The sequence below is a fragment of the Brevundimonas bullata genome, from assembly GCF_003350205.1.
Classification (GTDB): domain Bacteria; phylum Pseudomonadota; class Alphaproteobacteria; order Caulobacterales; family Caulobacteraceae; genus Brevundimonas; species Brevundimonas bullata.
The window spans coordinates 20,224-44,787 of record NZ_QLLC01000012.1 but is presented as its reverse complement, the minus strand read 5'-3'; the positions used below and the strand labels follow the sequence as shown (position 1 = coordinate 44,787).

The 24,564-nt window shown below is 68.0% G+C and carries 22 protein-coding genes; 16 read left to right on the top strand and 6 right to left on the bottom strand.

What is annotated here, in order from left to right; all coding sequences use genetic code 11:
- Positions 1 to 23 precede the first annotated feature (23 nt).
- The 6 genes from sdhC to DXK21_RS07565 all read left to right on the top strand — a co-directional run bounded on the left by sdhC (position 24) and on the right by DXK21_RS07565 (position 4,644).
- Positions 24 to 401: a succinate dehydrogenase, cytochrome b556 subunit gene (gene sdhC / locus DXK21_RS07590; RefSeq protein ID WP_114817238.1), complete on the top strand. Its 378-nt coding sequence runs from the start codon at positions 24 to 26 to the stop codon at positions 399 to 401.
- Positions 398 to 796, top strand: a complete 399-nt coding sequence (locus tag DXK21_RS07585) for a succinate dehydrogenase, hydrophobic membrane anchor protein (RefSeq protein WP_114817178.1) — start codon at positions 398 to 400, stop codon at positions 794 to 796. The genes sdhC and DXK21_RS07585 overlap by 4 nt, the downstream gene beginning before the upstream one ends.
- Positions 797 to 803: 7 nt before the next feature.
- On the top strand, positions 804 to 2,588 hold the full coding sequence (gene sdhA / locus DXK21_RS07580) for a succinate dehydrogenase flavoprotein subunit (protein ID WP_114817177.1): 1,785 nt from the start codon (positions 804 to 806) through the stop codon (positions 2,586 to 2,588).
- Positions 2,589 to 2,600: 12 nt separating this feature from the next.
- Positions 2,601 to 3,398 (top strand): succinate dehydrogenase iron-sulfur subunit, encoded by a 798-nt coding sequence (locus DXK21_RS07575; RefSeq protein WP_114817176.1) that lies wholly within the window; start codon positions 2,601 to 2,603, stop codon positions 3,396 to 3,398.
- A gap of 114 nt (positions 3,399 to 3,512) precedes the next feature.
- A complete protein-coding gene (locus DXK21_RS07570) occupies positions 3,513 to 3,833 on the top strand; it encodes a 2Fe-2S iron-sulfur cluster-binding protein (RefSeq protein WP_114817175.1) in 321 nt (106 codons plus the stop codon).
- A 1-nt stretch (position 3,834) separates the two neighbouring features.
- Positions 3,835 to 4,644: a kinase gene (locus tag DXK21_RS07565; protein WP_114817174.1), complete on the top strand. Its 810-nt coding sequence runs from the start codon at positions 3,835 to 3,837 to the stop codon at positions 4,642 to 4,644.
- 2 nt (positions 4,645 to 4,646) lie between these two features.
- On the opposite strand, the gene DXK21_RS07560 is transcribed toward DXK21_RS07565, so the two are convergent.
- Both DXK21_RS07560 and DXK21_RS07555 read right to left on the bottom strand, forming a co-directional pair.
- On the bottom strand, positions 4,647 to 5,501 hold the full coding sequence (locus DXK21_RS07560; protein WP_114817173.1) for an HAD family hydrolase: 855 nt from the start codon (positions 5,499 to 5,501) through the stop codon (positions 4,647 to 4,649).
- A 98-nt stretch (positions 5,502 to 5,599) separates the two neighbouring features.
- On the bottom strand, positions 5,600 to 7,918 hold the full coding sequence (locus DXK21_RS07555) for a sensor histidine kinase (RefSeq protein WP_114817172.1): 2,319 nt from the start codon (positions 7,916 to 7,918) through the stop codon (positions 5,600 to 5,602).
- Positions 7,919 to 8,074: 156 nt separating this feature from the next.
- Here DXK21_RS07555 and DXK21_RS07550 point away from each other — a divergent pair, with 156 nt between their 5' ends.
- On the top strand, positions 8,075 to 8,482 hold the full coding sequence (locus DXK21_RS07550; RefSeq protein ID WP_114817237.1) for a metallopeptidase family protein: 408 nt from the start codon (positions 8,075 to 8,077) through the stop codon (positions 8,480 to 8,482).
- A gap of 84 nt (positions 8,483 to 8,566) precedes the next feature.
- On the top strand, positions 8,567 to 10,297 hold the full coding sequence (locus DXK21_RS07545) for an amidohydrolase (protein ID WP_114817171.1): 1,731 nt from the start codon (positions 8,567 to 8,569) through the stop codon (positions 10,295 to 10,297).
- Between the two features lie 9 nt (positions 10,298 to 10,306).
- Here DXK21_RS07545 and DXK21_RS07540 read toward each other — a convergent pair whose 3' ends face one another.
- Positions 10,307 to 12,121 carry a heparinase II/III family protein gene (locus DXK21_RS07540; protein ID WP_114817170.1) on the bottom strand — a complete coding sequence of 605 codons (1,815 nt, stop codon included), beginning with the start codon at positions 12,119 to 12,121 and terminating at the stop codon, positions 10,307 to 10,309.
- Complete coding sequence (gene rpe / locus DXK21_RS07535) at positions 12,118 to 12,798, bottom strand: ribulose-phosphate 3-epimerase (protein WP_114817169.1); 681 nt, start codon at positions 12,796 to 12,798, stop codon at positions 12,118 to 12,120. The genes DXK21_RS07540 and rpe overlap by 4 nt, the downstream gene beginning before the upstream one ends.
- 220 nt (positions 12,799 to 13,018) lie before the next feature.
- Here rpe and DXK21_RS07530 point away from each other — a divergent pair, with 220 nt between their 5' ends.
- The 3 genes from DXK21_RS07530 to DXK21_RS07520 are packed head-to-tail and all read left to right on the top strand — an operon-like array spanning position 13,019 to position 15,401.
- A complete protein-coding gene (locus tag DXK21_RS07530) occupies positions 13,019 to 13,435 on the top strand; it encodes a DUF2141 domain-containing protein (protein WP_114817168.1) in 417 nt (138 codons plus the stop codon).
- A 24-nt stretch (positions 13,436 to 13,459) separates the two neighbouring features.
- Positions 13,460 to 14,923 (top strand): carotenoid oxygenase family protein, encoded by a 1,464-nt coding sequence (locus DXK21_RS07525; RefSeq protein WP_114817167.1) that lies wholly within the window; start codon positions 13,460 to 13,462, stop codon positions 14,921 to 14,923.
- A 25-nt stretch (positions 14,924 to 14,948) separates the two neighbouring features.
- Entirely contained in the window at positions 14,949 to 15,401 is a 453-nt protein-coding gene (locus DXK21_RS07520) for a hypothetical protein (protein WP_114817166.1), read from the top strand.
- Between the two features lie 24 nt (positions 15,402 to 15,425).
- Here DXK21_RS07520 and DXK21_RS07515 read toward each other — a convergent pair whose 3' ends face one another.
- Complete coding sequence (locus tag DXK21_RS07515) at positions 15,426 to 16,193, bottom strand: LytTR family DNA-binding domain-containing protein (protein ID WP_114817165.1); 768 nt, start codon at positions 16,191 to 16,193, stop codon at positions 15,426 to 15,428.
- Positions 16,193 to 16,924: a TetR/AcrR family transcriptional regulator gene (locus DXK21_RS07510; RefSeq protein ID WP_114817164.1), complete on the bottom strand. Its 732-nt coding sequence runs from the start codon at positions 16,922 to 16,924 to the stop codon at positions 16,193 to 16,195. Before DXK21_RS07510 ends, DXK21_RS07515 begins: the two co-directional genes overlap by 1 nt.
- 267 nt (positions 16,925 to 17,191) lie before the next feature.
- Between DXK21_RS07510 and DXK21_RS07505 the strand changes: the two genes are divergently transcribed.
- The 5 genes from DXK21_RS07505 to sucD all read left to right on the top strand — a co-directional run bounded on the left by DXK21_RS07505 (position 17,192) and on the right by sucD (position 24,371).
- Positions 17,192 to 19,477 carry a TonB-dependent receptor gene (locus tag DXK21_RS07505; RefSeq protein WP_114817236.1) on the top strand — a complete coding sequence of 762 codons (2,286 nt, stop codon included), beginning with the start codon at positions 17,192 to 17,194 and terminating at the stop codon, positions 19,475 to 19,477.
- 140 nt (positions 19,478 to 19,617) lie between these two features.
- Positions 19,618 to 21,153, top strand: a complete 1,536-nt coding sequence (locus DXK21_RS07500) for a spinster family MFS transporter (RefSeq protein ID WP_114817163.1) — start codon at positions 19,618 to 19,620, stop codon at positions 21,151 to 21,153.
- A 158-nt stretch (positions 21,154 to 21,311) separates the two neighbouring features.
- Positions 21,312 to 22,502, top strand: coding sequence for an ADP-forming succinate--CoA ligase subunit beta (gene sucC / locus DXK21_RS07495; RefSeq protein ID WP_114817162.1), 1,191 nt, complete (start codon positions 21,312 to 21,314; stop codon positions 22,500 to 22,502).
- A gap of 53 nt (positions 22,503 to 22,555) precedes the next feature.
- A complete protein-coding gene (locus DXK21_RS07490) occupies positions 22,556 to 23,455 on the top strand; it encodes a glycosyltransferase family 2 protein (RefSeq protein ID WP_114817161.1) in 900 nt (299 codons plus the stop codon).
- Between the two features lie 13 nt (positions 23,456 to 23,468).
- The gene (gene sucD, locus DXK21_RS07485) at positions 23,469 to 24,371 is read left to right on the top strand and encodes a succinate--CoA ligase subunit alpha (RefSeq protein WP_114817160.1); all 903 of its coding nucleotides are present in this window, start codon (positions 23,469 to 23,471) and stop codon (positions 24,369 to 24,371) included.
- The last annotated feature ends 193 nt before the right edge of the window (positions 24,372 to 24,564 follow it).

Here is a 24,564-nt window from a genome sequence, read left to right as displayed (position 1 = left end):
ATCCCAATGGCCATGTGGCGCCGATGTCGCCCTTCACCGACGTCTGGCGGTGGCACGTAACCATGACGGCCTCCATCCTGTTCCGCGTCACCATCGGCGCGGCCACCGTCGGCGCCGTCCTGCTGCTGGCCTGGGTCGCGGCCGTCGCCGCCGGACCTGAAGCCTACGCCAAGGTTCTGGCCTGCTCGTCCTCGCCGTTCGGCCTGTTCATCTGGTTCGGCCTGTCGCTGGTCCTGTTCTCCTTCCTGCTGAACGGCGCCCGCCACCTGATCAACGACGCCGGCAAGGGCCTTGATCTGAAGTCCGCCAATCTGATGGCCAACATCGCGGTCTGGGGCCCTCTGGTCGTGACCGTCCTGTTCTGGGTCGTCCTGTTCGCCGCCGGAAAGGTTTCGCTGTGAGCGCCGCCCCCAAGTTCAAGAACCATGTGAAGATCTCCGAGCGCCACGGCGCCGGTGAATGGAAGATCGAGAAGCTGGCCCTGCTGGCCCTGATGCCCCTGGGCCTGTGGGTCCTGTCGTCGGGCTTCACCCTGGCCGGCGCCGGCTATGAGGCTGTCCTCGCCTGGTTCGGCAATACGCTGAACGCCGGCCTGCTGGGCCTGACGGCCATCGTCTTCTTCCTGTTCGCCAGCCTGGCCTGGAAGGTGATCATCGAGGACTACGTCCCGACGCCCTCGGCCCGGACGACCCTGATCAACCTGTCGAACCTCGTCTTCCTCGTGCTGGCCGCCGCCAGCATCTTCTTCATCGTGCGTGTGGCGATGGGCTCCGCCCCGCTGCCCGCCGGAGTCTGATCCCGCCATGGCTGCTTACGAGCTTATCGATCACGAATACGACGTCGTCGTCGTCGGCGCGGGCGGTTCCGGTCTCCGTGCCGCCCTGGGCGCCGCCCAGCAGGGCCTGAAGGTCGCCTGCGTCACCAAGGTCTTTCCCACACGGAGCCACACGGTCGCGGCGCAGGGCGGCATCTCCGCCTCGCTCGGCAACATGGGCGAGGACAGCTGGCAATGGCACATGTACGACACCGTCAAGGGGTCGGACTGGCTGGGCGACCAGGACGCCATCGAATACCTGGTCCGTAACGCGCCCAAGGCCGTTTACGAGTTGGAACACTGGGGCGTGCCCTTCTCGCGCACCGAAGAAGGCAAGATCTACCAGCGCGCCTTCGGCGGCATGACCCGCAACTTCGGCGAAGGCCCGGTGCAGCGCACCTGCGCCGCCGCCGACCGCACCGGCCATGCCATCCTGCACACCCTCTACGGCCAGTCGGTTCGTCGCGAGGTGAAGTTCTTCGTCGAATACTTCGCCCTGGACCTGATCATGCAGGACGGCGCCTGCACCGGCGTCACCGCGCTTCAGCTCGACACCGGCCAGATGCACCAGTTCCGCGCCAAGATGGTGGTGCTGGCGACCGGCGGTTACGGCCGCGCCTACTTCTCGGCCACCTCGGCCCACACCTGCACCGGCGACGGCAACGCCATGGTGCTGCGCGCCGGCCTGCCGCTGCAGGACATGGAGTTCGTGCAGTTCCACCCGACCGGCATCTACGGCGCCGGCTGCCTGATCACCGAGGGCGCCCGTGGTGAAGGCGGCTATCTGACCAACTCGGAAGGCGAGCGCTTCATGGAGCGCTATGCGCCGACCGTGAAGGACCTGGCCCCGCGCGACATGGTCTCGCGCTCCATGACCATCGAAATCCGCGAAGGGCGCGGCGTGGGTCCGAACAAGGACCACATCTTCCTGCACCTGGACCACCTGGATCCCAAGATCCTGCACCAGCGCCTGCCGGGCATTTCGGAATCGGCCAAGATCTTCGCCGGCGTCGACGTGACCAAGGAGCCGATCCCGGTCCTGCCGACCGTCCACTACAACATGGGCGGCATCCCGACCAACTATCACGGCGAGGTGCTGACCCTGCGCGACGGCAACCCCGACAGCGTGGTTCCGGGCCTGATGGCCGTGGGCGAAGCCGCCTGCGTCTCGGTGCACGGCGCCAACCGTCTGGGCTCCAACTCGCTGACCGACCTGGTGGTGTTCGGCCGCGCCGTCGGCCTGCGCTGCGGTGAAGTCGTCGACAAGAACTCCGCCGTGCCCTCGGCCTCCAAGGCCCAGACCGACGCCCACCTGGCGCGCTTCGACCGCTTCCGCAACGCCTCGGGTTCGACCCCGACCGCCCACCTGCGCCTTGAAATGCAGCGGGCCATGCAGTCGGACGCCGCCGTCTTCCGCACCGGCAAGACCCTGGACGAAGGCGTGGCCAAGCTGCGCTCGATCGACGCCGCCGGCGCCGACATCAAGACCACGGACCGCGGCCTGATCTGGAACACGGATCTGATGGAGACGCTGGAGTACGACAACCTGATCGCCCAGGCCCTGGTCACCATCGAGGGCGCGGCCAACCGCACGGAATCGCGCGGCGCCCACGCTCGCGAGGACTATCCGGATCGCGACGACGTCAACTGGATGAAGCACACCCTGGCCTGGAAGCGTCCGGGCGAAGGCGTCCAGATCGATTATCGTCCGGTGCACAAGTACACGATGACCGACGAGGTCGCCTACATCGAGCCCAAGGCTCGGGTCTACTAAGGGAGCAGGCAGATGGTTCAACTCACCCTCCCGCGCGGCTCCAAGCCCACGACCGGCAAGGTCCACAAGGCCCCGGCCGGCGCCAAGAACGTCAAGACCTACAAGGTCTATCGCTATGACCCGGAGACGGATTCCGATCCGCGCTGGGACAGCTACGAGGTCTCGACCGACGATCACGGCCCCATGCTTCTGGACGCCCTGATCCACATCAAGAACGAGATCGACCCGACCCTGTCCTTCCGTCGCTCGTGCCGTGAAGGCATCTGCGGCTCGTGCTCGATGAACATCGACGGTCGCAACACCCTGGCCTGCACCAAGGGCTGGGACGAGTGCTCGTCGCACAACATCACCATCTCCCCCCTGCCCCACCAGCCGGTGGTCAAGGACCTGGTGACGGACCTGAGCCTCTTCTACGCCCAGTACGACTCGATCCAGCCCTACCTCCAGTCCGACGAGCCGGACCCGGAGAAGGAGCGCCTGCAGTCGCCCGCCGACCGCGAGAAGCTGGACGGCCTGTATGAATGCATCCTGTGCGCCTGCTGCTCGACCTCCTGCCCCAGCTACTGGTGGAACCAGGAAGAGTACCTCGGCCCGGCGGCCCTGCTGCAATCCTACCGCTGGATCTCGGACAGCCGCGACGATGCGACCCAGAAGCGCCTCGACGACCTTGAGGACCCCTTCAAGCTGTATCGCTGCCACACGATCATGAACTGCGCCCAGGTCTGTCCCAAGGGGCTGAACCCGGCCAAGGCGATCGCCGAGACCAAGAAGCTGATGGTCGCGCCGAGCCGCAAACGCACGGCGGCCTAAGAACTTCAGGCTTACCGACCCGAACAGCCCCCGGCGCCGTCAGGCTCCGGGGGTTTTTCATGCGCGCCGCGCGCCGGGGCTTGCCTCCCGCGCGGCCTGGGCTAAGACGCCTGCATGGCCAAGATCACCTATATCGAGCACGACGGGACCGAGCACACGGTCGAGGTCAAGACCGGCCTCAGCGTCATGGAAGGCGCGATCCGCAACAATGTGCCGGGCATCGACGCCGACTGCGGCGGCGCCTGCGCCTGCGCCACCTGCCACGTCTATGTGGACGAGGCCTTCGCCGCCGAGACCGGCCGCCCCTCGGCCATGGAGGAGTCGATGCTCGACTTCGCCGAGAACGTCGAGCCGAACAGCCGCCTGTCCTGCCAGATCCGCGTCAGCGACGACCTGGACGGCCTGATCGTCCGCCTGCCGCAAAGCCAGCACTGAGATGATCGACGCCCGGCTGCTGGACGCGGTCGGGGCTCTCATCAACGCCCATGCGCGGCCCGGCCATGTCCCGTTGATCGGGATCGCCGGAGCGCAAGGCAGCGGCAAGACCACGCTGGCCCGCGCCGCCGCCGAACTGTGGGGCGCGGCGCATCTGTCGCTGGACGACGTCTATCTGACCAAGGCCGAGCGCGAGGCCAAGGGCAGGGCGGCCCACCCTCTGTACGCCGTGCGGGGGCCGCCGGGGACGCACGATCTGGGGCTGCTGGAGGCGAGGGTGGAAGCCCTGCGCGCCGCCGGTCCCGACAGCCGCACAGCCCTTCCCGCCTTCGACAAGCTTGCCGATGATCGCCGCCCGGAGGCGCAATGGCCCGTGTTCACGGGCCGCCCGACGGCGGTTCTGGTCGACGGCTGGTGTCTGGGGGCGACGGCGCAAGCTGAGGCGGACCTCGCGGCGCCGATCAATGCACTGGAATGCGAGCGGGACGGGCAGGGGACGTGGCGACGCGCCGTCAACGCGGCCTTGGCCGGGCCCTACTCCGACCTGTTCGCCCGCTTCGACGCGATCCTGTTCCTGAAGGCGCCGTCGTTCACCGCCGTGCTGGACTGGCGCTGCGAGCAGGAGGCGGGCCTGCTGGGCCTGGTCCCCGCCGACCTGCCCGCCCAACGGCGCGCTGAACTGGCCGTCTTCATCCAAGCCTTCGAACGCATCACCCGCCACATGCTGGCGGGCGGCGTGCGGGCCTATGTGACGGTCCAGTTGGATAGGTATCGACGTCCCTTCTCCCGCAAGGGGGAGAAGGATGAGTGAGTTTAGTCCGCCGGCATCCGGCCGTAGTTGACGGCGATGCGGCCGATCAGGCCCTTGACGATCAGGTCGACCGGCGTGCCTTCGCGATAATCGCCCTCGGCGACGAAGTTGACGCGGTCTTCCGAGATCAGGCGGTGGATCTTGTTGTGGTCGCGCGGGGTGTTGTCGGGGTCATAGACGGCGATGGAGAAGCCGCCCTTGGTGTGCATCATCTTCATGGTCGGGACGTCGGTGTCGCCGTCGCCGAGGAAGATCATCCGGTCGAACGGGATGGGGCGTTCCTCGTCGGGGATGAAGCGGTTGATGCGCTCGTCGTCCCAGTGGTTGTGCACGCCCTTGTTGATGCGGAACAGGTACTGGGTCTTGGTCGTGTAGTTGACGCCGACGGCGGGCCAGACGGCGACCTCGTTTTCGTCATAGGCGTATTTCGAGGCGAAGACGTGGGTGAAGGCCTCGGCGATGGGGCAGCCCTGGATCATCTCTTCCAGGCCCGCCGAGATGATGTAGTGCTCGATCTCAAGGCCGTACTGGGCGCCGAATTCGTTCATGCGGTCGAACCAGGAACGGTCGCGCAGACCTTCGAACAGGGCCACGTCGCGGCCGTGATCCCGCAGCGTCTGGCGCGTGACGGGCGAGCCCTGCTCTCGCGCCGTTTGCAGCATCATCTGCATGTACATCAGGATGCCGTCGCCGTCAGAGGCGATGGTCCGTGGACGGACGGTCTCGTTCCAGAACTGGGCCGGCGTCATCCCGATCGAGGGGATGAAGCTGACCTCCTGCATATTGCCCCGCGCCAGGGTGCCGTCGAAATCATAGATGATGGCGGTCTTGAGCAGGGGGCGAGTCGTGTCGGCCATGGGGGCGTCCGAGTGGCGAGTGGCGAGGGACGAGTGGTTAGTGAGTAGGTCGTGCCGAGTCAAAACGCGCGGGCATTCTTCTCGTCACTCGCCACTCGTCACCCGCCACTCAAGCTCAGTTCCGGCGCCGCCGTGGGCGCCGTGGCCTCGACCGGCAGGTGCAGGATGAAGGCCGCGCCCTTGCCCGGCTCCGACTGCACCTCGGCCCAGCCGCCGTGCAGCTCGACCAGGGCCTTGACCAGGGCCAGGGCCACGCCCGGCCCGCCGCGCTCGCGCCGCACGAAGCGGTCGAAGACGTGGGCCTGAAGATGATAGGGGATGCCTCGCCCGGTGTCCTCGACGCGGATGCGGACCTCGCCCGACCCGACCTCGGCGGTCAGGGTCACGGCCCCGCCTTCGGACACGGCGCGGCAGGCGTTTTCCAGCAGGTGATCGACGGCCTGACCGATGCGGCGGGCGTCGCCGCGGATCGGCTTGAGCCGGGGCGGACAGACGATAGTCAGGACGGCGCCGCGGCCTTCGATCTTGGCCCGCACCTTTTCGGCGGCGGCTTCCAGAAGGTCGCAGACGCGCATGTCGCCGAGCGTCAGCTCCATCTCCCCCGCGTCGATCTGGGCCATGTCCAGAACGTCGTCGATGGAGCGGGCCAGATGGCTGGCGGCGACGCGGATGGCCCCGGCGTGCTGGCGGCTGCGCTCGGGCAGGTCGCCCATGGCCTCCAGCAGTTCGGAATAGCCGACGATGGTGGTCAGGGGGGTGCGCAGTTCATAGGACACGCTGCCGACGAACTCGCGCTTCAGCGCCTGGCTTTCGGCCAGGGCCGCTTCCTTGGCGGCTAGGGCCTGTTCCAGCTCGCGCCGGGCGGTGACGTCGGAGAAGGCGACCAGGGTGGCGCCGTCGGGCAGGGGGCGGGTCTGCCAGGACACCACGCGGTCGTCGTCGGTGCGGCCTTCGCCCGAGATGGGCACGCGGCTTTCAGGATCGGGGTCGGCGACGCGCGCCTTCAGCCCCAGCCACAGGGCGGCGTCGTCCAGAACCGGCCGGCACAGGGCGGCCACGGCGTCGAAGTCACCGGCCTCGATCAGCCGCTCCGCCGACACGCCCCAGAAGGTCTCGAAGGCGTCGTTGTGCAGCCGCAGCCGCCCGTCCGAGCCGAAGACGGCGACGGCGTCGTTTAGCTTGTCCAGCGTCGCCGTCTGGACCTGGATCTGGGCGTTGTAGCGGCTGCGCAGCTGCAGCTCGTCGGTGATGTCCGAGAAGATCAGCAGGATGCCGCCGAGCGGATGCGGCTGGCGCACCACGCGCAGGGTCCGCCCGTCGGGCAGGGACCAGCTGTCGTCGGGCGAGGCCTCGGCGGCGCCGTAGAATTCCAGCTCGCTGGCCTTCCACCCGGCGTAGTCGATGACCTCGGGCAGCTGGCGCTTCTGGCGCAGGCGGTCCAGCAGCTCGGCGTGGGTCGGGCGCTCGTCCAGCCAGGCCGGGTCGATGTTGAACAGCGACTGGAAGGCGGTGTTGTGGAAGGCCAGCCGCTTGGCCGGACCGAAGATGGCCACGGCGTCGGCCAGGTGATTCAGGGTCTCGTCGTGGGCCTCGACGTGACGGCGCAGGGTGTCGCGCGTCTCCTCGGCCTCGGTCATGTCGATCGCGAAGGCGATGACGGCGCCGCGCCCGCCCGCCAGAGGCTCAGCCAGGATGCGCCAGGCCTTGCGGCGCCCATCCGACGACACCCAGCGGAAGCCGTCCTGACGCGCGTTCAGGCGCGAAGCCTCGGCCACGATGGCGTCGGCGCCGCGATCGAAGCTGAGGCCCTGCTCGTGCGCCTCGGCCAGGGTCTCGGCCCGCACCTCGGTCAGCCAGGCCCTGTTGGCCCAGATCAGCTGCCCGGCCCCGTCGACCACCCAGGTCGGAGCCGGCGAGGCTTCGGCCAGGGCGCCCAGGCCGGCGTCGGCGGCGGTTTCCGCCCCGCCCAGTTTCGACAGACGCAGCCAGGCCGAACCGCCGAGGGCCCGGCCCTCGACCGCCCAGGCGCCGTCGGCGGATTCCAGCAGGGTCTCGAACGGCTCGCCGCGCTGGACCAGCCCCTCCATCTGTCCCGTGTGGGTTTCGTTCAGCGCCCGGACGATGGCCGCGGCCGCCGCCGCGCCTTCGCGACCGGGCGCGAGCACCGCCAGAGCCTCGGGCGCGCCGAACACCGACTGGGCGTGACCCTCGGGCGTCAGGGCCAGCCGCACGTCGTCGAACACGTTGAGGGCGCCCTCGCAGGCGGCGGCGTGGGCGCGCTCGCCCGACAGCCAGGCCTCGACCTCAGCCTCGCGCGCGCCCAGACGCTTGCGCAGTCGCCAGGCCCAGGCGCTGATCGCCAGCGCCAGACCCGCTGCGCCGGCAGTGGCCACATAGGCGATGTCGGCCTCGGCCATCGCGTCCCCAGAAAATTCTTCGATCAAACGGTCGGAGCCGCACGGGCGCCGACCGATTCGCGTTTACCATACCCTGATTGCGCGAATTGCGATGCGGCGAGACGGCCGATTGCGACACGGCCTGATGCGGGCGATATCCGGGTCATGACCCAGATCATGACCCCGGCGTGGAACGACCAGTCCGCCCCCTCGCTCGACGACTTCGCCCGCTTGGCCGAAGCCGCCTTCGCGGCCCTGCCCGCCCTGTTTCGGCAGGCGGCCGGCGACGTGGTCATCCGCATCGACGACTTCGCCGACGAGGAGACCCTGGCCGAGCTGGAGATCGAGGACCCGTTCGAGCTGAGCGGCCTCTATTCCGGCGTCCATATCGGCGAGCGGGACGCCATGGGGCCGGCGCCTGAGCCGTCGCGCATCTTCCTCTATCGCCGCCCCATTCTCGACGAGTGGTGCGAGCGCGGCGACGTCGGTCTGGCCGAGATCATCGCCCATGTCCTGATCCACGAGATCGGCCACCACCTCGGTCTCGACGACGACCAGATCCACGCTATCGAGGACGAGGACTGAAGGGGGAAACGTTCTGCGGTTGGACTCACTCGGCGGACGGCGCCATAGTCGCGCGGTCGGGGAACGCCGAATTCGGAGTTCGACATGTGCTACGCCTGCAACTCGGGACTAGCGACCCTGACGTCCCTGATGGCGTCTCGTCGTCGCGTATTGGCCGGGGGCGCCGCCGCCTTCGCCCTGCCGTCCCTGGCCCGCGCCGCGCCGCAGAACGCCCGTCAGCGTGGGGCGGAGTTCCTGTTCCTGTGCGGCTCTGTCATCACCATGGACCCCGCCCGGCCGCGCGCCGAGGCGGTCGCTGTCGCGGACGGCAAGATCCTGGCTGTCGGCGCCCTGTCAGATCTGGAGGGCCTGCGCACCCCCTACACCAAGGTCGTCGACCTGGAGGGCGGCGCCCTGCTGCCTGGGCTGAACGACCCGCACATGCATACCGTCTTCGTCGCGTTCGAGGACTGGATCGACGTCGGGCCCTTCGCTTCGAAAGACATGGCGGAAGTGGTCGCCAAGCTGAGCGAGGCGGCGGCGCAAGCCGCGCCGAACCAATGGGTCAGAGGCTGGCAGCTTGATCCCTCCATCACCCCCGGCGCCACGACGATCGACCTGGCTCTGCTGGACCGGATCGCGCCGAACAATCCGCTGTTCCTGCTCGAGTCCAACGGGCACATCGGCTATGCGAACGCCAAGGCCCTGGAGATTGCGGGGGTCACACGCGACACGCCCGATCCGCCCCAGGCCCGCTATATCCGCGACGCGAACGGCGACCTGACCGGACGGCTGGAGGAGGCCGCCTCCATGGCGCCCTTCATCATGAAGATGCCCATGCCGGATGCGCAGCAGACAGGAGCGGCGATCGGTCGGCTGTTCCAGAAGGCCGCCAGCCGCGGATGCACCGGCCTGTTCGACTGCAGCATTGGGGCGCAGGGCATGGCCGATCTCGACATCCTGCGCGACGTCATGGGCGATGACCCGCCCGTCCGATACGGCGGGACCCTGGTGTCCACCAATATGAAGCTATGGAAGGAGGCGGGGCTGAAGCCCGGCATGGGCGACGACCGCTTCCGCATCTCGGCCATCAAGGCCTGGTCCGACGGCTCCAACCAGGGACGCAGCGGCTATCTGCGCGAGCCCTATCTGAACTCCGACAGCCGGGGCTCGCTGAACTACACCCCCGAGCAGCTGACCGCGGCCATCCGCGAGGCCCATGAGGGCGGGTGGCAGGTCTGCGTCCACGCCAACGGCGACGCCGGGATCGACACGACGCTGGACGCCTATGAGGCCGTGCTCAAAGGCCTGCCTGGTCCCGATCACCGCCACAGGATCGAGCACTGCACCCTTCTGCACGACGATCAGATCGCACGGATGAAGGCGCTGGGCCTGTCGCCGTCCTTCCTGATCGGCCATGTCTATTACTGGGGACGCGCCTTCCGCGACGACATCCTGGGCCCGGCGCGGGCGGATCGGCTGGACCCCTGCGCCTCGGCGCTCAGGGGCGGCTTGCGGCCCACGCTGCACTCGGACTGGAACGTCACCGAAATCGAGCCGCTGCGCATGGTCGAAAACGCCGTGACGCGGGTCATGCGCGACGGCGGCGAGGTGCTCAATCCCGCAGAGCGGGTTCCTGTCGAGACAGCGCTGCGCATGGTGACGGCCGACGCCGCCTGGCAGTGCAAGCGCGACTTCACCGGGGTTCTGGCGCCCGGAAAGGCGGCGGACCTGGTGGTCCTGGCGCAGGACCCGACCAGCGTCGATCCTGCCCAGCTGCGCCATATTCCCGTTCGCGAAACCTGGCTGGACGGCAAACGCCGCTTTGAGGCCTGAAGCCTAGGGTCAGTGCGGGTCGCCCGCCGCGCCGGCGGGGCTGAGCTTCCAGCGGATCTTGGTGTCGGCGTCGGTGCGGGCGGAGCCGCGGACGACGATCTGGAGGCTGCGCCGGGTCAGGCCCTCGTCCACGTGGACGGCGGGTTCGATGGCCACGTCCGGGCCGTCGCTGCGGAACCACCAGCCGCGACCGGAATGGCCGCGCAGCAGGATGGAGCGGCGGTCGCGGGCCAGGGAGGCCTGGACGCCGGGCTCCAGCTGGAAGCGCAACGCGTAGGGGGCGGCGATGGCGCGGGTCACGTCGGGGCGGTTCTCGGGCGGATGCAGGCGCTCCTCGGCGCGCAGTTCATCGAGGCGCTGATCCAGATAGAGGCGACGCTGATGCATCAGGCCGTAGGCCGGCATCCAGCCGTCATGCTCGACCTCCAGCCATACGGCGCCGTCGCCTTCGCGGTGGTCGCGGTTGACGTGCAGGGCCGGGCCGACCAGGCGCGGGCCCAGCAGCTCGGCCTTCCAGCCTGAGAGAGGCTCGCCCAGGGGTTGTTCGCCGAGCGTCAGGGTCGAGGCCCCCGGCGTCAGGCGCAGGGCCTGACGATCCAGAGCGCGCGGGGTCCAGCCGGCCGAGGTGAACAGGCGGTCGCGGCCGCAGACGACCTCCAGCGCGGCCGGCTGACCGCAGGCGGCGGCCGACCAGGCGCCGCGCGCCGGGGCGTCGACGTCGACCATGACGGTCAGCAGGGGGCTGGAGATGCGCACCAGGCCGCCGACGGCGCCGCTGGACGGCGGGGCGGGCGTGTCGTCATGGGTGCGGGCGGCAGAGACTCTTTCTGGCGTGGATGGCCCTCCGCCCTGGAAGGCGGCGAGGCGGCCGTCGGGCAGGGTCAGGACGCGCAAGGCCGTGGTCAGGCGCGAGATGGCGGCGGCGACCGGCTCGGGCGTCGGCTCGGACAGTTGGGCCAGGGCGTCGTCCAGGGTCAGCAGGTCGAGCAGCAGCTCCAGACCCATTTCCGGGGCGCGGGCGGCGTGATGGCCGTCGGCGGCCACGGTGGCTTCTAGCGCGGCGGGCAGGCGTTTCAGGGCGGTTCGGCGGATGCCGGCGCCGGCCTTGCCCGCCAGGGCGCAGCCGGCCACGGCGGCGGCGGTCAGGCGCTCGGCCCGGCCCATCAGACCGCCGGGCGGACGCAGCAGCTGACGCGCTTGCCGCGCCAGGATGTCGGTCAGGCGCAGGCGCTCGGCCTCGGTCGCGACCTGGGCCAGACGCCGTCCGGCGCAGGCCAGATCATAGGTGCGCCGCGCCAGAATGTCGGGGTCCCAGGAGAAGGGCGACCAGCGGTTGAAGGTGTCGTCCCAGGCCAGGGTCAGGGCCAGGGCCTCGCGCAGGCCGCGATCCCCGTGCGCCATCATCTCGGCCATCCAGGCGAAGGCGTGCAGCTCGACGGCGAAGGCGCGACTGGGGGTTGGGCGGTTCCACAGATCTGCGGGACCCTCGGCGTCGAGGCTGAGCCCGGCCAGGGTGAAGCGGCCGGACAGCAGGGGGCGCGGCGCCTCTTCGCGCAGGGGGCGGAAGTCGCGGGGGCTGACGGCGAACCCTTCGGCGCGGGCGCCCTTCAAGGTCATGGTGTAGCCGGGCAGGCCGTACAGCTCGATCCAAAGCTGGCGGGCGGCCAGTTGTCCGGCGACGGCGCCCCACAGGGCCGGATCGGCCTTGGGGCCGCTGGCCGAGCGCACCGGGGTGCGAACGGGCGCGCCCTTCAGGCCGGGGATGTGGCCCTCGGTCAGTCCGCCTTCCGTTTCGCGCGCGGCGAAGGGGCCAAGGGGGCTCACGCGGCGGCGGCTTTCAGGGCCTGGATGTTGGCGGCGTAGGCGTCGGGCCCGCCCTTGAAGACGAAGGAGCCGGCGACCAGGGCGTCAGCCCCGGCGGACAGGCAGGCCCCGGCGTTGTCGGCGATGACGCCGCCGTCGACCTGCAGGTGGGCCTTGGACCCGGCGCGGTCGAGGATGGCGCGGGCGCGCTCGATCTTGTTCAGCGACGAGGGAATGAATTTCTGACCGCCGAAGCCCGGGTTGACCGACATGATCAGCACCAGATCGACCAGGTCGACCACTTCTTCGAGGATCGACAGCGGGGTCGCCGGGTTGAAGACCAGACCGGCCTTGGCGCCCAGCTGGCGGATGCGGCCCAGGGTGCGGTGGACGTGGGGGCCGCTTTCCGGGTGGATGCTGAGGATGTCGGCGCCCGCCTCGCGATAGGCCTCCAGCCAGTTGTCGACCGGGGCGCACATCAGGTGCACGTCAAACGGCAGGCGGGTGTGAGGGCGCAGCGCCTTCACCACGTCCGGGCCGATGGTCAGGTTGGGCACGAAGTGGCCGTCCATGACGTCGACGTGGACCCAGTCGGCCCCGGCGGCCTCCAGGGCGCGGACCTCTTCGCCCAGCTTGGCGAAGTCGCTGGCGAGGATGGAGGGGCAGATCAGCGGGGCGGTCTGGACGGACTGGGTCATGGGTCTGCGATTTACGGGTATGGCGCGCGGGGGGCAAGCCGGGCCGCTGACGCAGGGGCCGCGACGGGCGGCGGCGCGGGTGGTCGTTGGCGCTTCGCGAACGGTCGGCGGTGGTCGTTGGCGAAGGCGGAGCGGTCGAGGACGCAAGGCCGCTGGCGAGGCGAGGCGGCGCGGGGGAGCAAAGCGGCGACATCTTCAGCCGACCCCGAAAGGACCTCTCATGACCCACATCCTCGCCGTCGCCGCCCTGCTGGCCTTCGCCGCTCCCGCATTCGCACAATCCGCCGACAACCGCCTGACCCTGACCTTTGAAACCGGCGCCGAGACCGGCGCGATCATGGTTGCCCTCTATGACAGCGAGGCCGCCTATGAGGGCGGGCAGCCGGCGCGGGCAACTCAGGTCGATGTGGCGGCGGGCCAGCTTGAGGCCGTGTTCGACCTGCCTGCCGGCGCCTATGGGGTGAAGGCCTTCCACGACGTCAACGGCAACGGGAAGATGGACACCAACCCCTTCGGCATGCCGACCGAGCCCTTCGCCTTCTCCAATAATGCGGTCGGCAACATGGGGCCGGCCAAGTGGGATCGCGCCCGCTTCGAGGTCTCGGGCGCCACGGCCCAGACCATCCGCATCCGCTAAGTCCAGACGCCCGGAGAGATCGTCATGACCCCGACCCGTCGCACCCTGTTCATGGGCGCCGCCGCGCTCGCTGCCGCCCGCGTCCTGACGCCCGACCGGGCCTATGCCGCGCAGGCGATGGCGGCGACCGTCGACTGGTCGTTGGCCACCGCCGATGTCGAGGGCGACGTGGCGCCGCGCGGCCTGGCGCTGGTCCACGGTCGGGCGCCCGCAGGGTTGTCGGGCAGTCTCTATCGCAACGGTCCGGCCAAGTTCCGGCGGCCGGGAGGCTCGGCCCAGCACTGGTTCGACGGCGATGGCCTGATCCGACGCTGGCGCATTGAGGACGGTCAGGCGACCCTGGCCGCCCGCTTCGCCGACACGCCCAAGCGCCGTCAGGAGGCCGAGGTCGGCGCCATGCTGATGCCGGGCTTTGGCACGGTGGCGGACCCGCGCGCCAAGATCGGCTCAGCCGACGACGCCAGCCCGGCCAATACCTCGGTCCACAAGGTCGGCGGCAAGCTGTGGGCGCTGTGGGAGGCGGGCTCGCCCCTGGCCATGGACCCTGAGACGCTGGAGACTGAGGGCTTTGTCGCCCTGCGTCCCGATCTGAAGAACATGCCCTTCCTGGCCCATCCGCGCATCGAGCCGGACGGCCGCATCTGGAACCTGGGGGTGAACGGGCGTCAGGCCATGGTCTGGCGGCTGGCGGCGAACGGTGCGCTGGAGGCGGCGGAGGTCATCGCCCTGCCGCGCGCCAGCTATATCCATGACTTCAGCGCCACGGCCCGGCATCTGGTCATCGTGCTGCAGCCCTGGGTGCACACGCGCAACGTCATGCCGATCTCGGCAGGCTTCGAGTGGACGCCGCAGGCCGGAACCCAGGTGCTGGTGATCGACAAGTCGGACCTGACTCAGCGCCGGATCTATGAGCTGCCGCCCTTCGGCTTCTTCCATGCGGGCGACGCCTGGGAAGAGGCGGACGGCACGATCCGCCTGGATCTTTGCGCTCACAAGGACATGGATTTCGCGGCGCGCGGCGCCCATGAGGTGCTGAACGGCGTGCCATTGGGCGGCGAGCCGGCCGAACTGGCCATGGTGGTGCTGGAGCCCGGCGGGCGCGGGCGACTGGAAAGGACGGGCGTGGTGGGCGAGTTCCCGCGCAGCGATCCGCGCCGGGCGGGTCTGGCCCGGCGCTTCAGCCTGCACACCACGGGCGAGCGCGCCGACCGGCCCCTGGCCTCGGCGGTGGCCGTCACCGACTGGACGTCTGGCCGGACGCGGTCCTTCGACTTCGGCCCCGGCTATGTGACCGACGAAATGGTCTATGTGCCCAAGCCCGGCGGGACGCACGAGGCCGACGCCTGGCTGGTCGGCCCGACCATCAACCTGAAGGCGGGGGTCAGCGAACTGCACGTTCTGGACCTGATGCAGGTCGAGGACGGCCCCGTCGCCACCTGGCGCGCCGACGTGGCCCTGCCGGCGGCGTTCCACGGGAACTGGGTGTGAGAGGGAGGGATGAGAATATTGCAAGTTGAGCAGCTTCACCGCAACCTCGCAGACAATGACGTCCCTCATTCTCTTCCTTTTGCTTCTGGCGTTTGCGGCCATCCTGGCGTGGCGGCTCGGCATCGGAATCGTCCACCTACTTCGCGTCGCTGTTGGAGGAATTGATGAGGACCTAGACGTTGCGCGACGCACATTGCGCCTGACCATTGTAAGGATGTTGGTCTTAGCGGCGATTATCGTGGCCATTCTCTTCGCAGGAGAGCGGTGGGCCCCTCAGTGGAGAGCCACCCCATTAGGGGGCTGGGTATTGACCCTTTTGTCGATGGTGGCCGGCGTTGTCTTTGCCGGGACGTGGGCGTTTACGGTTTCCCAACAATGGTCCCGAAGCGGCACTTTCGCAGGCGTCGTGCGCGGCGTGATCTATGGCTTTATCGCAGGCGCTGTCGTCATGCTTACCATTCACTGGCGATGGGGTTGATGACGATCGGGAAGGGCCGGCGCCCTACCACCACCCCGCCTCGCGCAGCGCCTTGGCGTAGCGACGGCTGACGGGGGCGACGGCGCTGTTCTCGAGGGTCAGGGCGGCGCGGCCGTCGCCGCGGGCGACGGAGGCGACGGCGCCCTTGGCCACCCACCAGCTGCGGTGGGTCTGGGCGCCTTCCAGGCCTTCCAGTTCGGTAAGCGCATCAGACAGGCGCATCAGGATCAGGTCGGACCCCCGGTCGGTGTGCAGGCGCAGGTAGTGATCCTCGGCCTGGACGGCGATCAGGCGGGCGCCGCGCAGCTTCGGCGGCAGGCGCTCCAGAAAGCGGGCCGGGGCGGCGCCGGCGGCGGCGGCGTGGGTTTCGACTGGCGTTTCTCGACCCAGGAAGACGTTCAGAGCGCTGAGGACGGCGGTGATCAGGGCGACAGGGGCGAAGAAGTGGATCAGGGCGTCGGCGTGGCGCAGCCGACCTTCGAACAGCAGGCCGGTCAGGGCCCAGACCACGACGGTCAAGGGGCCTGTGATGATCAGGGTCAGGGCGGCGGTCGCCAGCCAGGGACGGGCGTCCACGTCGATGAAGCGCCCGATCAGGATGCCGCAGGCGTGCCCCCACAGGCCGCCGACCACCAGCAGGGGAATCCAGTAGGCCAGACGCTGGGCCAGGGGCGCGCCGCTGGAGCCGAAGGCGCCGCTGAAGGCCAGGAAGACGCCGGCGAGGGCGGCCACGATCAAGCCGCGCAGAAATTCACGCGCCTTCGACCTCGGCGAAAGATCGGGCAGGCGCATCAGCCGCTCTGCTTGGGCGCGCATACCGCGCGGAAACCGGCGGCGGCGAAGCGCACCATGTAGTCGCAGGCGCTGTCCAGATCGCCGGACTTGCACAGGCCGCCGGACAGACGGTCCAGACGGCCGGTCTCGCCCAGGGTCAGGGTCAGGGCGCCCGACAGGTTGTGCCAGGCCCAGTAGAGGTCCTCGTCGCGGGCCTGGGGCAGCAGGCGCCTGACCAGCTCCAGCAGGCGAACGATGGCCGGGTCGAAATAGCGGGCCATGGTCTCGCCGCCGAAGGCCGGGTTGGCGTTGGTCTGGGCCACCAGGGCGGCGTAGTGTTTCCACCCCGGCCCGCCCTTCAGCGACCATTGGAAGGGCGGACGCAGGAAGGCCTCGAACAGGCCCTCCAGCGTCATGGCCTCGCCCGCCGCCTCGGCGTAGCGGTCGACAGCGGCGACGCGTTCGCTGTTCCACACCTCGGCGCGGCGGATGAAGACGGCGTCGAACAGCGCCTTCTTGGCTCCGAAATAATAGTGGACCAGGGCCGTATCCACGCCCGCCTCGCGCGCCACCTCGCGGATGGTGACGCCGTAGAAGCCGTGTTTCGAAAACAGGTCTTCGGCGGCGTTGAGGATGGCGTCGCGGGTCTCGCCCGCGCCGGCGGCCTTGGTCTTCTTGGGCCGACCGCGACGGGCCGGGGCGGGCGCGACGGGCGGCAGGGTCGGGGCGAGATCGTCGTCACGTGTCATGCGCGCAAGCTAGAGCGAAATCGGTTCAGATGCGATTGTCTCTGAACCCAGATATTCGCGCCTGCATGAATCCCCGAGCCGGATGCGGTGCATCCGGCTCGGGGCGTGCTTCGACCTTCAGTGCAACGGCGCCACAGGGGCGGCGGATTTGCGGCGGCTTTCAGCGTGGCCGTTTGACAGATCGGCGAAAGAACGGCACGTTCCGGGAAAATCATTGAACGCTGAATAAAAGCGTCGATTGGGCTGGAAACAGAGATTGGGATGCACATGAACAGACTCGTGAAGACCGCCTTGCTGGCGGGCGCCGCCATGGGCGCGATCGCCTCGGCCGCCTACGCTCAAGACGCGCGGGTGCAGGACGCGGAACAAGCCTCCAGCGTCGAGGACATCATCGTCACCGCCCGCCGCACGGAGGAGTCGGCGCAGAAGACCCCTCTGGCCCTGACGGCTTTCAGCGGCGAGACGCTGGAGCGTACGGGCTCGCAGCAGGTCACGGACCTGCAGGGCGCGGTGCCGAACCTGAACCTGGTCCAGGGCCGCGGCTCGTCGAACTCGACCAATATCTATATCCGCGGCGTAGGCCAGCCGGACGCGCTGCAGACCTTCGACCCGGCGGTCGGCGTCTATGTCGACGACGTCTATTACAGCCGTATCCGGGGCAGCCAGTTCGACCTGCTGGACCTGGAGCGCGTGGAAATCCTGCGCGGTCCGCAAGGCACCCTCTACGGCAAGAACACCATCGGCGGCGCCATGAAGCTGGTGTCGCGCCGTCCGGGCCAGGAATTCCGCGCCCGCGCCTCGGCGGCCTATGGCGACTATGATCTGATGGAGTTCCAGGGCGCGGTTTCCGGCCCGGTGACGGACACCCTGGCCCTGGGTCTGTCGGCTCTGCATTCGGAGCGCGGCGGCTATGTCGTCGATCCGGCCACCGGCGCGGAATACAACGACAAGAACACCTCGGCCGCTCGCGCCAGCCTGGCCTGGGACCCGACCGCGACCTTCCGCGTCGACCTGAACGTCGACTATTCGAAGGACGACGCCGGCATGACGGTGGGTCAGGCGCAGAACAGTCTGACCAATCTTTCCGGCCAGATTGCTCTGGCCCTGCCGGCCGTCGCACCGGAATATGATTTCAGGACGCGCACGACGCCGGGCCTCCCGAATGAGACGCGGTTGGAGACCTGGGGCTCGGCCCTGCGCATGACGTGGGACCTGTCTGATCGTCTGACGCTGAAGTCGATCACCAGCTATCGTGAGCTGAACACCGACGACTACATCGACTTCGACGCGACCCAGTTGGAGATTGCCGACGCCCTGGTCGCCGTCGATCAGAAGCAGACCAGCCAGGAGTTCCAGCTGAACTATTCCACCGACCGCCTGACGGCAGTCGGCGGTGTCTACTGGCTCAAGGAAAAGGTCGGTTCTCATCAGGAGAGTTACAACGACGATCTGACCGCGAACCTTCTCTACCCGGCCCCGTTTGATTTCCTCAACGGCACTTACACCTTCACGCGTTTCATCGACGACAAGCTTGAGACCACGTCCAAGGCGATCTTCGGCAATGTCAGTTATGCCGTGACCGACGCTCTGCGGCTGTCGGCAGGCGTGCGATACACGGAAGAGGAAAAGGAATACGACCGCTTCACCTATGTGACGTCGAGTTCGCCCTTCTTGGTGTCCAGCTATGGCTTCGCGCCGCCGACCGGCAATTGGGACGATACCTCGATCATGCTGTCGGCTGACTATCAGCTGTCCGACGACGCCATGGTCTATGCCCGCTATGCGCAGGGCTTCAAGTCGGGCGGCTTCAACGGCCGCGCCAACAGCGCGACCGAAGCGACGGCCTATGATCCGGAAACGGCCGACACCTTCGAAGTCGGCGCCAAGACCACCTTCTGGGATCGGCGTCTTCGCCTGAACATCGCCAGCTTCCTGACGAAGTACGAAAACTTCCAGGCGCGTGTTTCCGGCGTTGAGAACGACCCCATCACGGGCATTCCGGTCGGCGTTCTGTCGGTGATCAATGCTGGCGAACTGGACATCTTCGGTTTTGAACTGGAAGGCGTTGTCGTTCCGACCCGCGGCCTGACGCTCGACGCCCAGGTCGGCTTCCTGGACGCCGACTACAAGGAGTTCAACGACACCCGTTTCACCAAGTTCGGCGGCAGCCGCGCCTTCCAGGACCCGGCCTTCTCGCCGAAGTGGACGGTGCGCGTCGGCGGCCAGTATGAGTGGGCGCTGGACGGTGGTTCCTCGGTGACGGTCGGCGCGGCGGCCAAATACCGCTCGCGGATGGCCCTGGCGGTGGACAACACCCTGGTCAACACCGACACCGAGATCGCCGGCATGTATCAGGACGCCTACTGGCTCTACGACGCCCGCGTCGTCTGGTCGGATGCGGCGGACCGTTACAGCGTTGGCCTGTACGGTCAGAACCTGGCGGACGAGGTCTACAAGACCGACGCTCAGGAGTTCTCCTCCATCGGCAACATCCGCACGGCCTACTACGGCGCGCCGCGCACCTGGATGGTCAAGGTCACGGCCAAGTACTGATTGAACGATCTCCCCAACGCCTGATCATCTGATCGCGGGCGGCGGTCCAGACTGGACCGCCGCCCTTTTTCTTTGGCGCCGCCGAACGGCGCCGCTACCGTCGCCGTAAACAAGAAACCGCACGCTCGAGGGGGCACGTCATGACCAGGTCCGGGACCGCAGCGCCGCAGGAGGCTGCCGAGCCGCCCGTTTCGGCGGGCTATCGCTATTACGTCCTGGCGATCCTGGTCTTCGTCTACATGCTGAACTTCGTGGACCGGCAGATCATCGGCATCCTGGCGGCGCCGCTGAAGCAGGAGTTCCAGCTGTCGGACAGCCAGTTCGGCCTGCTGGGCGGCATCGCCTTCGCCTCGGTCTATTCGACCCTGGCCATTCCTTTGGCCTGGCTGGCGGACCGCTCCAGTCGGGTGTGGATCATGACGGGGGCTTTGACGGTCTGGTCGGGCTTCACCGCCCTGTGCGGGATCGCGGGCTCGTTCGGCCAGTTGTTCCTGTTCCGCATGGGCGTCGGGGTCGGCGAGGCGGGCGGCGTGGCCCCGGCCTATTCGCTGATCGCCGACTATTTCCCGCCTAACCAGCGAGCGCGGGCCATGGCCGCCTTCGCCTTCGGCATTCCGCTGGGCACGGCGGGCGGCACCCTGATCGGCGGCCTTCTGGCGGCCCAGTACGGCTGGCGTACCGCCTTCATCGTGGTCGGCGTGATTGGGGTTCTGGTCGCGCCGATCCTGAGGCTGACGGTTCGCGATCCGAAGCGCGGCGGCGCGGATGCGGCGGCGGCCAAGCCCGCCAACTCGGCAGCGGCGGTCGTGGCTCCGGCGCTGGTTCTTCCGGCCGACGACGGCCTGGGCCGCAAGGTGGCGCTGGCGGCCTTCGGCGTCGCTGGCGGCATGGCCCTGCTGGCGGGTCTGTCGCTGGCGGGGATCGGTGCGGCCAATCCGCTGATCCCGGCCTTCGGCGCTGGATTGTTCGCGGTGATCGGCGTTTCGCTGCTGATCGCCCGCAGGACGGGCTCGGTCATCATGCGCAAGAAGAGCTTCTGGCTGCTGGCCCTGGGCGCGGCCTCGTCGTCGGTGTGCGGCTATGGCGTGGCGGGCTGGCTGCCCCTGTTCTTCATGCGCAGTTTCGACCTGACCCTGGCCCAGGTCAGCTGGTATTACGCCGGCATCGCCCTGATCGGCGGCCTGTTCGGCATCTGGATGGGAGGTTCGGTGGCGGACAAGCTGGCGCGGCGCTCCAAGGGCGCCTATCCGCTGGTGCCGGCGGTGGCCTTCCTCATCTCGGCGCCCTGCTTCATCCTGGCCATGAACTCGCCCTGGCTGATCGGCCTGCTGCCCGGCGGCGGCAGTCCCGCCCTGGCCCTGACTGTGGCATTCCTCATCTTCCTGATCCCGACGGGCCTGAACCTGGCCTGGCTGGGCCCGGTGACGGCGGCGGTCCAGCATCTGGCCCCGGCGCCGATGCGCTCGACGGCCTCGGCCATCTTCCTGTTGATCAACAACCTGCTGGGGCTGGCGGTCGGCTTCTTCTACTTCGGCTGGATGAGCGACCTGCTGCGCCCGACCTTTGGCGAGGAGAGCCTGCGCTGGGCCATCTACACCGGCATGGGCTTCTACCTGCTGTCGTCGGCCCTGCTGTTCGGGGCCTCGCGCACGCTGAAGAAGGACTGGGTCGACTGATCCAGCCCCGCCGGACGCTGAACCGAGCGGAGCCGTTTCGCGCATAAGAAAAGCTTGGGGGGAGCATAAGGCGACGAACGGTTGCGTCTGCGAAGGGCCGACGCCTATAAGCGCGACCAAAGTTTCCACAAACCTCCTCCCAACGGCGCGGATCAGACATGAACATTCACGAGTATCAGGCCAAGCAGGTTCTCAAGGCCTTTGGCGCTCCGGTCGCCGAAGGCGTCGCCATCACCTCGGCCGACCAGGCCGAAGCCGCCGCCAAGCAGCTGCCTGGCCCGCTCTATGTGGTGAAGTCGCAGATCCACGCCGGCGGCCGCGGCAAGGGCAAGTTCAAGGAACTGCCGGCTGACGCCAAGGGCGGCGTGCGCCTGGCCTTCTCGATCGAGGACGTGGTCAAGAACGCCAAGGACATGCTGGGCAACACCCTGGTGACGGCTCAGACGACCGACGCCGGCAAGCAGGTCAACCGCCTCTACATCGAAGATGGCGCCGACATCTCGCGTGAACTCTACCTGTCGATCCTGGTCGACCGCGCCTATGGCCGCATCGCCTTCGTCGTCTCGACCGAAGGCGGCATGGACATCGAAGCCGTCGCTCACGACACCCCGGAAAAGATCATCACCGTCGTCATCGACCCGACGGCCGGCGTGACCGAAGCCGACTGCGCCGCCCTGTCGGACGCGCTGAAGCTGGAAGGCGACGCCCGTGAAGACGGCAAGTCGCTGTTCCCGGCCCTGTACAAGGCCTTCGTCGAGAAGGACATGGCCATGCTGGAAGTGAACCCGCTGATCGTCATGGAAAACGGCCGCCTGCGCGTTCTGGACGCCAAGGTGTCGTTCGACGGCAACGCCCTGTTCCGTCACCCCGACATCAAGGAACTGCGCGACGTCACCGAGGAAGACGCCAAGGAAATCGAAGCCTCGGAATGGGACCTGGCCTACGTCGCCCTGGACGGCAACATCGGCTGCATGGTCAACGGCGCCGGTCTGGCCATGGCGACCATGGACATCATCAAGCTGTACGGCAAAGAGCCCGCCAACTTCTGCGACGTCGGCGGCGGCGCTGGCAAGGACAAGGTGGCTGCGGCCTTCAAGATCATCACCGCTGACCCGGCTGTCCAGGGCATCCTGGTCAACATCTTCGGCGGCATCATGAAGTGCGACGTCATCGCCGAAGGCGTGGTCGCAGCCGTCAAGGAAGTGGGCCTGAAGGTGCCGCTGGTGGTGCGTCTGGAAGGCACCAACGCCGAGCTGGGTAAGAAGATCCTGAACGAGAGCGGCCTGGCCATTACGGCTGCAGACGATCTCGACGACGCCGCCCAGAAGATCGTCGCGGCGGTCGGCTGACGTCAACCGCTCACGGCCCTCGCCCTTGGCGGGGGCCTGGTTGGAGTGAGCCCTTGGTCAAGTTCGAAGTCGTTGCAATGGTCCTGGCGCCGGAGCAGCACATCGCCACCTTCGTCGCCCATTATCGTCAGAGGGGCGCGGATCGCATTCGCGTCTTCTTTGACGGCGATGCGGCGTCGATCGGCCCGTTCGAAGGGGCCGAGATCGTGGCGTGCGACGACGCCTTCTGGCGTGACCTGGGCATGGCGCGGCCTTACGGCGTGGAGAACCGCCAGCGTGCGGTTTACAATCACGCCTATCGGCAGTCGGCCGCAGACTGGCTTCTGGTCGTGGACGTCGATGAGTTCATTCTCGGCGACGACGCGATCAGCGATCTGTTGTCATCCATCGCGCCGGAGCGGGAATCCGTCATCTTCCGCTCGGTCGAGGCCGTCTACTCCGACCGGCATGATCTGAGCCGGGAATACGGCGCCGCCTTCTTCAGGAAGCCCTACGGCCGCCCCTACTGCTCCGTCCTGCCGCATCTGGTCTATCCCGGAAGCGGCGGGTGCTTCACCAAGGGCCTGTTGGGTCATGACATGGGCAAGCACGCGGTTCGCACCGGCATCGCCGACATCGTGGTCGACATCCACGAGTCAAAGCGGAACGGAGAGCCTCTGGACGCGGCGCGGAACGTTCCGGGTCGCTCGAAGAAGCCGCTGCTGCTGGCTCACTATGACGCCATCAGTCTGGAGCAATGGCGCGCCAAGTGGGATCGCCGGCTGGAGGCCCAGGACCTGCTGGAGGCCGGCCGAAAGCGGACCCGACAGTTCGAACTCTACGCCGCCGCGCGGCGGCAGGGGACGGAGGCGCAGTTGTTTCGGCGGCTCTATGCCCTCGGCGCGTTCCAGACCTTCCTGCTCAGCTGCCTCAACCTGATCATTCCTCACAAACCTAACGACCTGACCGTTTAGAGAAAGTCTTACGATGTCCATTCTCGTCGACAAGAACACCAAGATCATCGTCCAGGGCCTGACCGGCAAGACCGGCGGCTTCCACACCGAGCAGGCCCTGGCCTACCACGGCACCCAGATGGTCGCCGGCGTGCACCCGACCAAGGGCGGCACCAACTGGACCGGCTCGCACGGCGAAACCCTGCCCATCTACGGCTCGGTCGCTGAAGCCAAGGAGCGCACGGGCGCCGACGCCACCGTGATCTACGTCCCGCCGGCAGGCGCGGCCGACGCCATCATCGAAGCCATCGAGGCCGAGATCCCCTTCATCACCTGCATCACCGAAGGCATCCCGGTGCTGGACATGGTGCGCGTCAAGGCGCGCCTGGACCGCTCCAACTCGCGCCTGCTGGGCCCGAACTGCCCCGGCATCCTGACCCCGGAACAATGCAAGATCGGCATCATGCCGGGCAACATCTTCTCCAAGGGCTCGGTCGGCGTCGTCTCGCGTTCGGGCACCCTGACCTATGAAGCCGTGTTCCAGACCACCAACGCCGGCCTGGGTCAGACCACGGCCGTCGGCATCGGCGGCGATCCGGTCAAGGGCACCGAGTTCATCGACGTCCTGGAAATGTTCCTGGCCGACGACGAAACCCACTCGATCATCATGATCGGTGAAATCGGCGGCGGCGCCGAAGAAGACGCCGCTCAGTTCCTGATCGACGAAGCCAAGAAGGGCCGCTCCAAGCCCATGGCCGGCTTCATCGCCGGTCGTACGGCTCCGGCCGGCCGCACCATGGGCCACGCCGGCGCCATCGTTTCGGGCGGCAAGGGCGACGCGGAATCCAAGATCGCGGCGATGGAGGCTGCGGGCATCCGCGTCTCGCCGTCGCCGGCGCGTCTGGGTCACACGCTTCTCGAAGTGCTGAAGGGCTAAGAACCTCTTCAAAAATAAAAGAACGATGTTCCGGGGCGAAATTTAGCGTCCCGAGACCTTTTAAAACGCCCTCGGAATCGTCCGGGGGCGTTTTTTCTTGCGGATTCGACCAATTTCCACCCGCAACGCCCCGCTTCGGTCATGACCAGTAAGGAAACACGGCCTATATGAGCGGCGCTGCTCTCCGCGCAGG

Excerpts from the sequence above, each read along its gene's own strand:
- DXK21_RS07505 (WP_114817236.1), top strand. The coding sequence starts at position 17,192 with ATGAACAGACTCGTGAAGACCGCCTTGCTGGCGGGCGCCGCCATGGGC.
- DXK21_RS07500 (WP_114817163.1), top strand. The coding sequence starts at position 19,618 with ATGACCAGGTCCGGGACCGCAGCGCCGCAGGAGGCTGCCGAGCCGCCC.
- DXK21_RS07560 (WP_114817173.1), bottom strand. The coding sequence starts at position 5,501 with ATGGCCGACACGACTCGCCCCCTGCTCAAGACCGCCATCATCTATGAT.
- DXK21_RS07545 (WP_114817171.1), top strand. The coding sequence starts at position 8,567 with ATGTGCTACGCCTGCAACTCGGGACTAGCGACCCTGACGTCCCTGATG.
- DXK21_RS07515 (WP_114817165.1), bottom strand. The coding sequence starts at position 16,193 with ATGCGCCTGCCCGATCTTTCGCCGAGGTCGAAGGCGCGTGAATTTCTG.
- sucD (WP_114817160.1), top strand. The coding sequence starts at position 23,469 with ATGTCCATTCTCGTCGACAAGAACACCAAGATCATCGTCCAGGGCCTG.
- DXK21_RS07530 (WP_114817168.1), top strand. The coding sequence starts at position 13,019 with ATGACCCACATCCTCGCCGTCGCCGCCCTGCTGGCCTTCGCCGCTCCC.
- DXK21_RS07565 (WP_114817174.1), top strand. The coding sequence starts at position 3,835 with ATGATCGACGCCCGGCTGCTGGACGCGGTCGGGGCTCTCATCAACGCC.
- DXK21_RS07550 (WP_114817237.1), top strand. The coding sequence starts at position 8,075 with ATGACCCCGGCGTGGAACGACCAGTCCGCCCCCTCGCTCGACGACTTC.
- DXK21_RS07575 (WP_114817176.1), top strand. The coding sequence starts at position 2,601 with ATGGTTCAACTCACCCTCCCGCGCGGCTCCAAGCCCACGACCGGCAAG.
- rpe (WP_114817169.1), bottom strand. The coding sequence starts at position 12,798 with ATGACCCAGTCCGTCCAGACCGCCCCGCTGATCTGCCCCTCCATCCTC.
- sdhC (WP_114817238.1), top strand. The coding sequence starts at position 24 with ATGTCGCCCTTCACCGACGTCTGGCGGTGGCACGTAACCATGACGGCC.
- sucC (WP_114817162.1), top strand. The coding sequence starts at position 21,312 with ATGAACATTCACGAGTATCAGGCCAAGCAGGTTCTCAAGGCCTTTGGC.
- DXK21_RS07510 (WP_114817164.1), bottom strand. The coding sequence starts at position 16,924 with ATGACACGTGACGACGATCTCGCCCCGACCCTGCCGCCCGTCGCGCCC.
- DXK21_RS07570 (WP_114817175.1), top strand. The coding sequence starts at position 3,513 with ATGGCCAAGATCACCTATATCGAGCACGACGGGACCGAGCACACGGTC.
- DXK21_RS07555 (WP_114817172.1), bottom strand. The coding sequence starts at position 7,918 with ATGGCCGAGGCCGACATCGCCTATGTGGCCACTGCCGGCGCAGCGGGT.
- sdhA (WP_114817177.1), top strand. The coding sequence starts at position 804 with ATGGCTGCTTACGAGCTTATCGATCACGAATACGACGTCGTCGTCGTC.
- DXK21_RS07525 (WP_114817167.1), top strand. The coding sequence starts at position 13,460 with ATGACCCCGACCCGTCGCACCCTGTTCATGGGCGCCGCCGCGCTCGCT.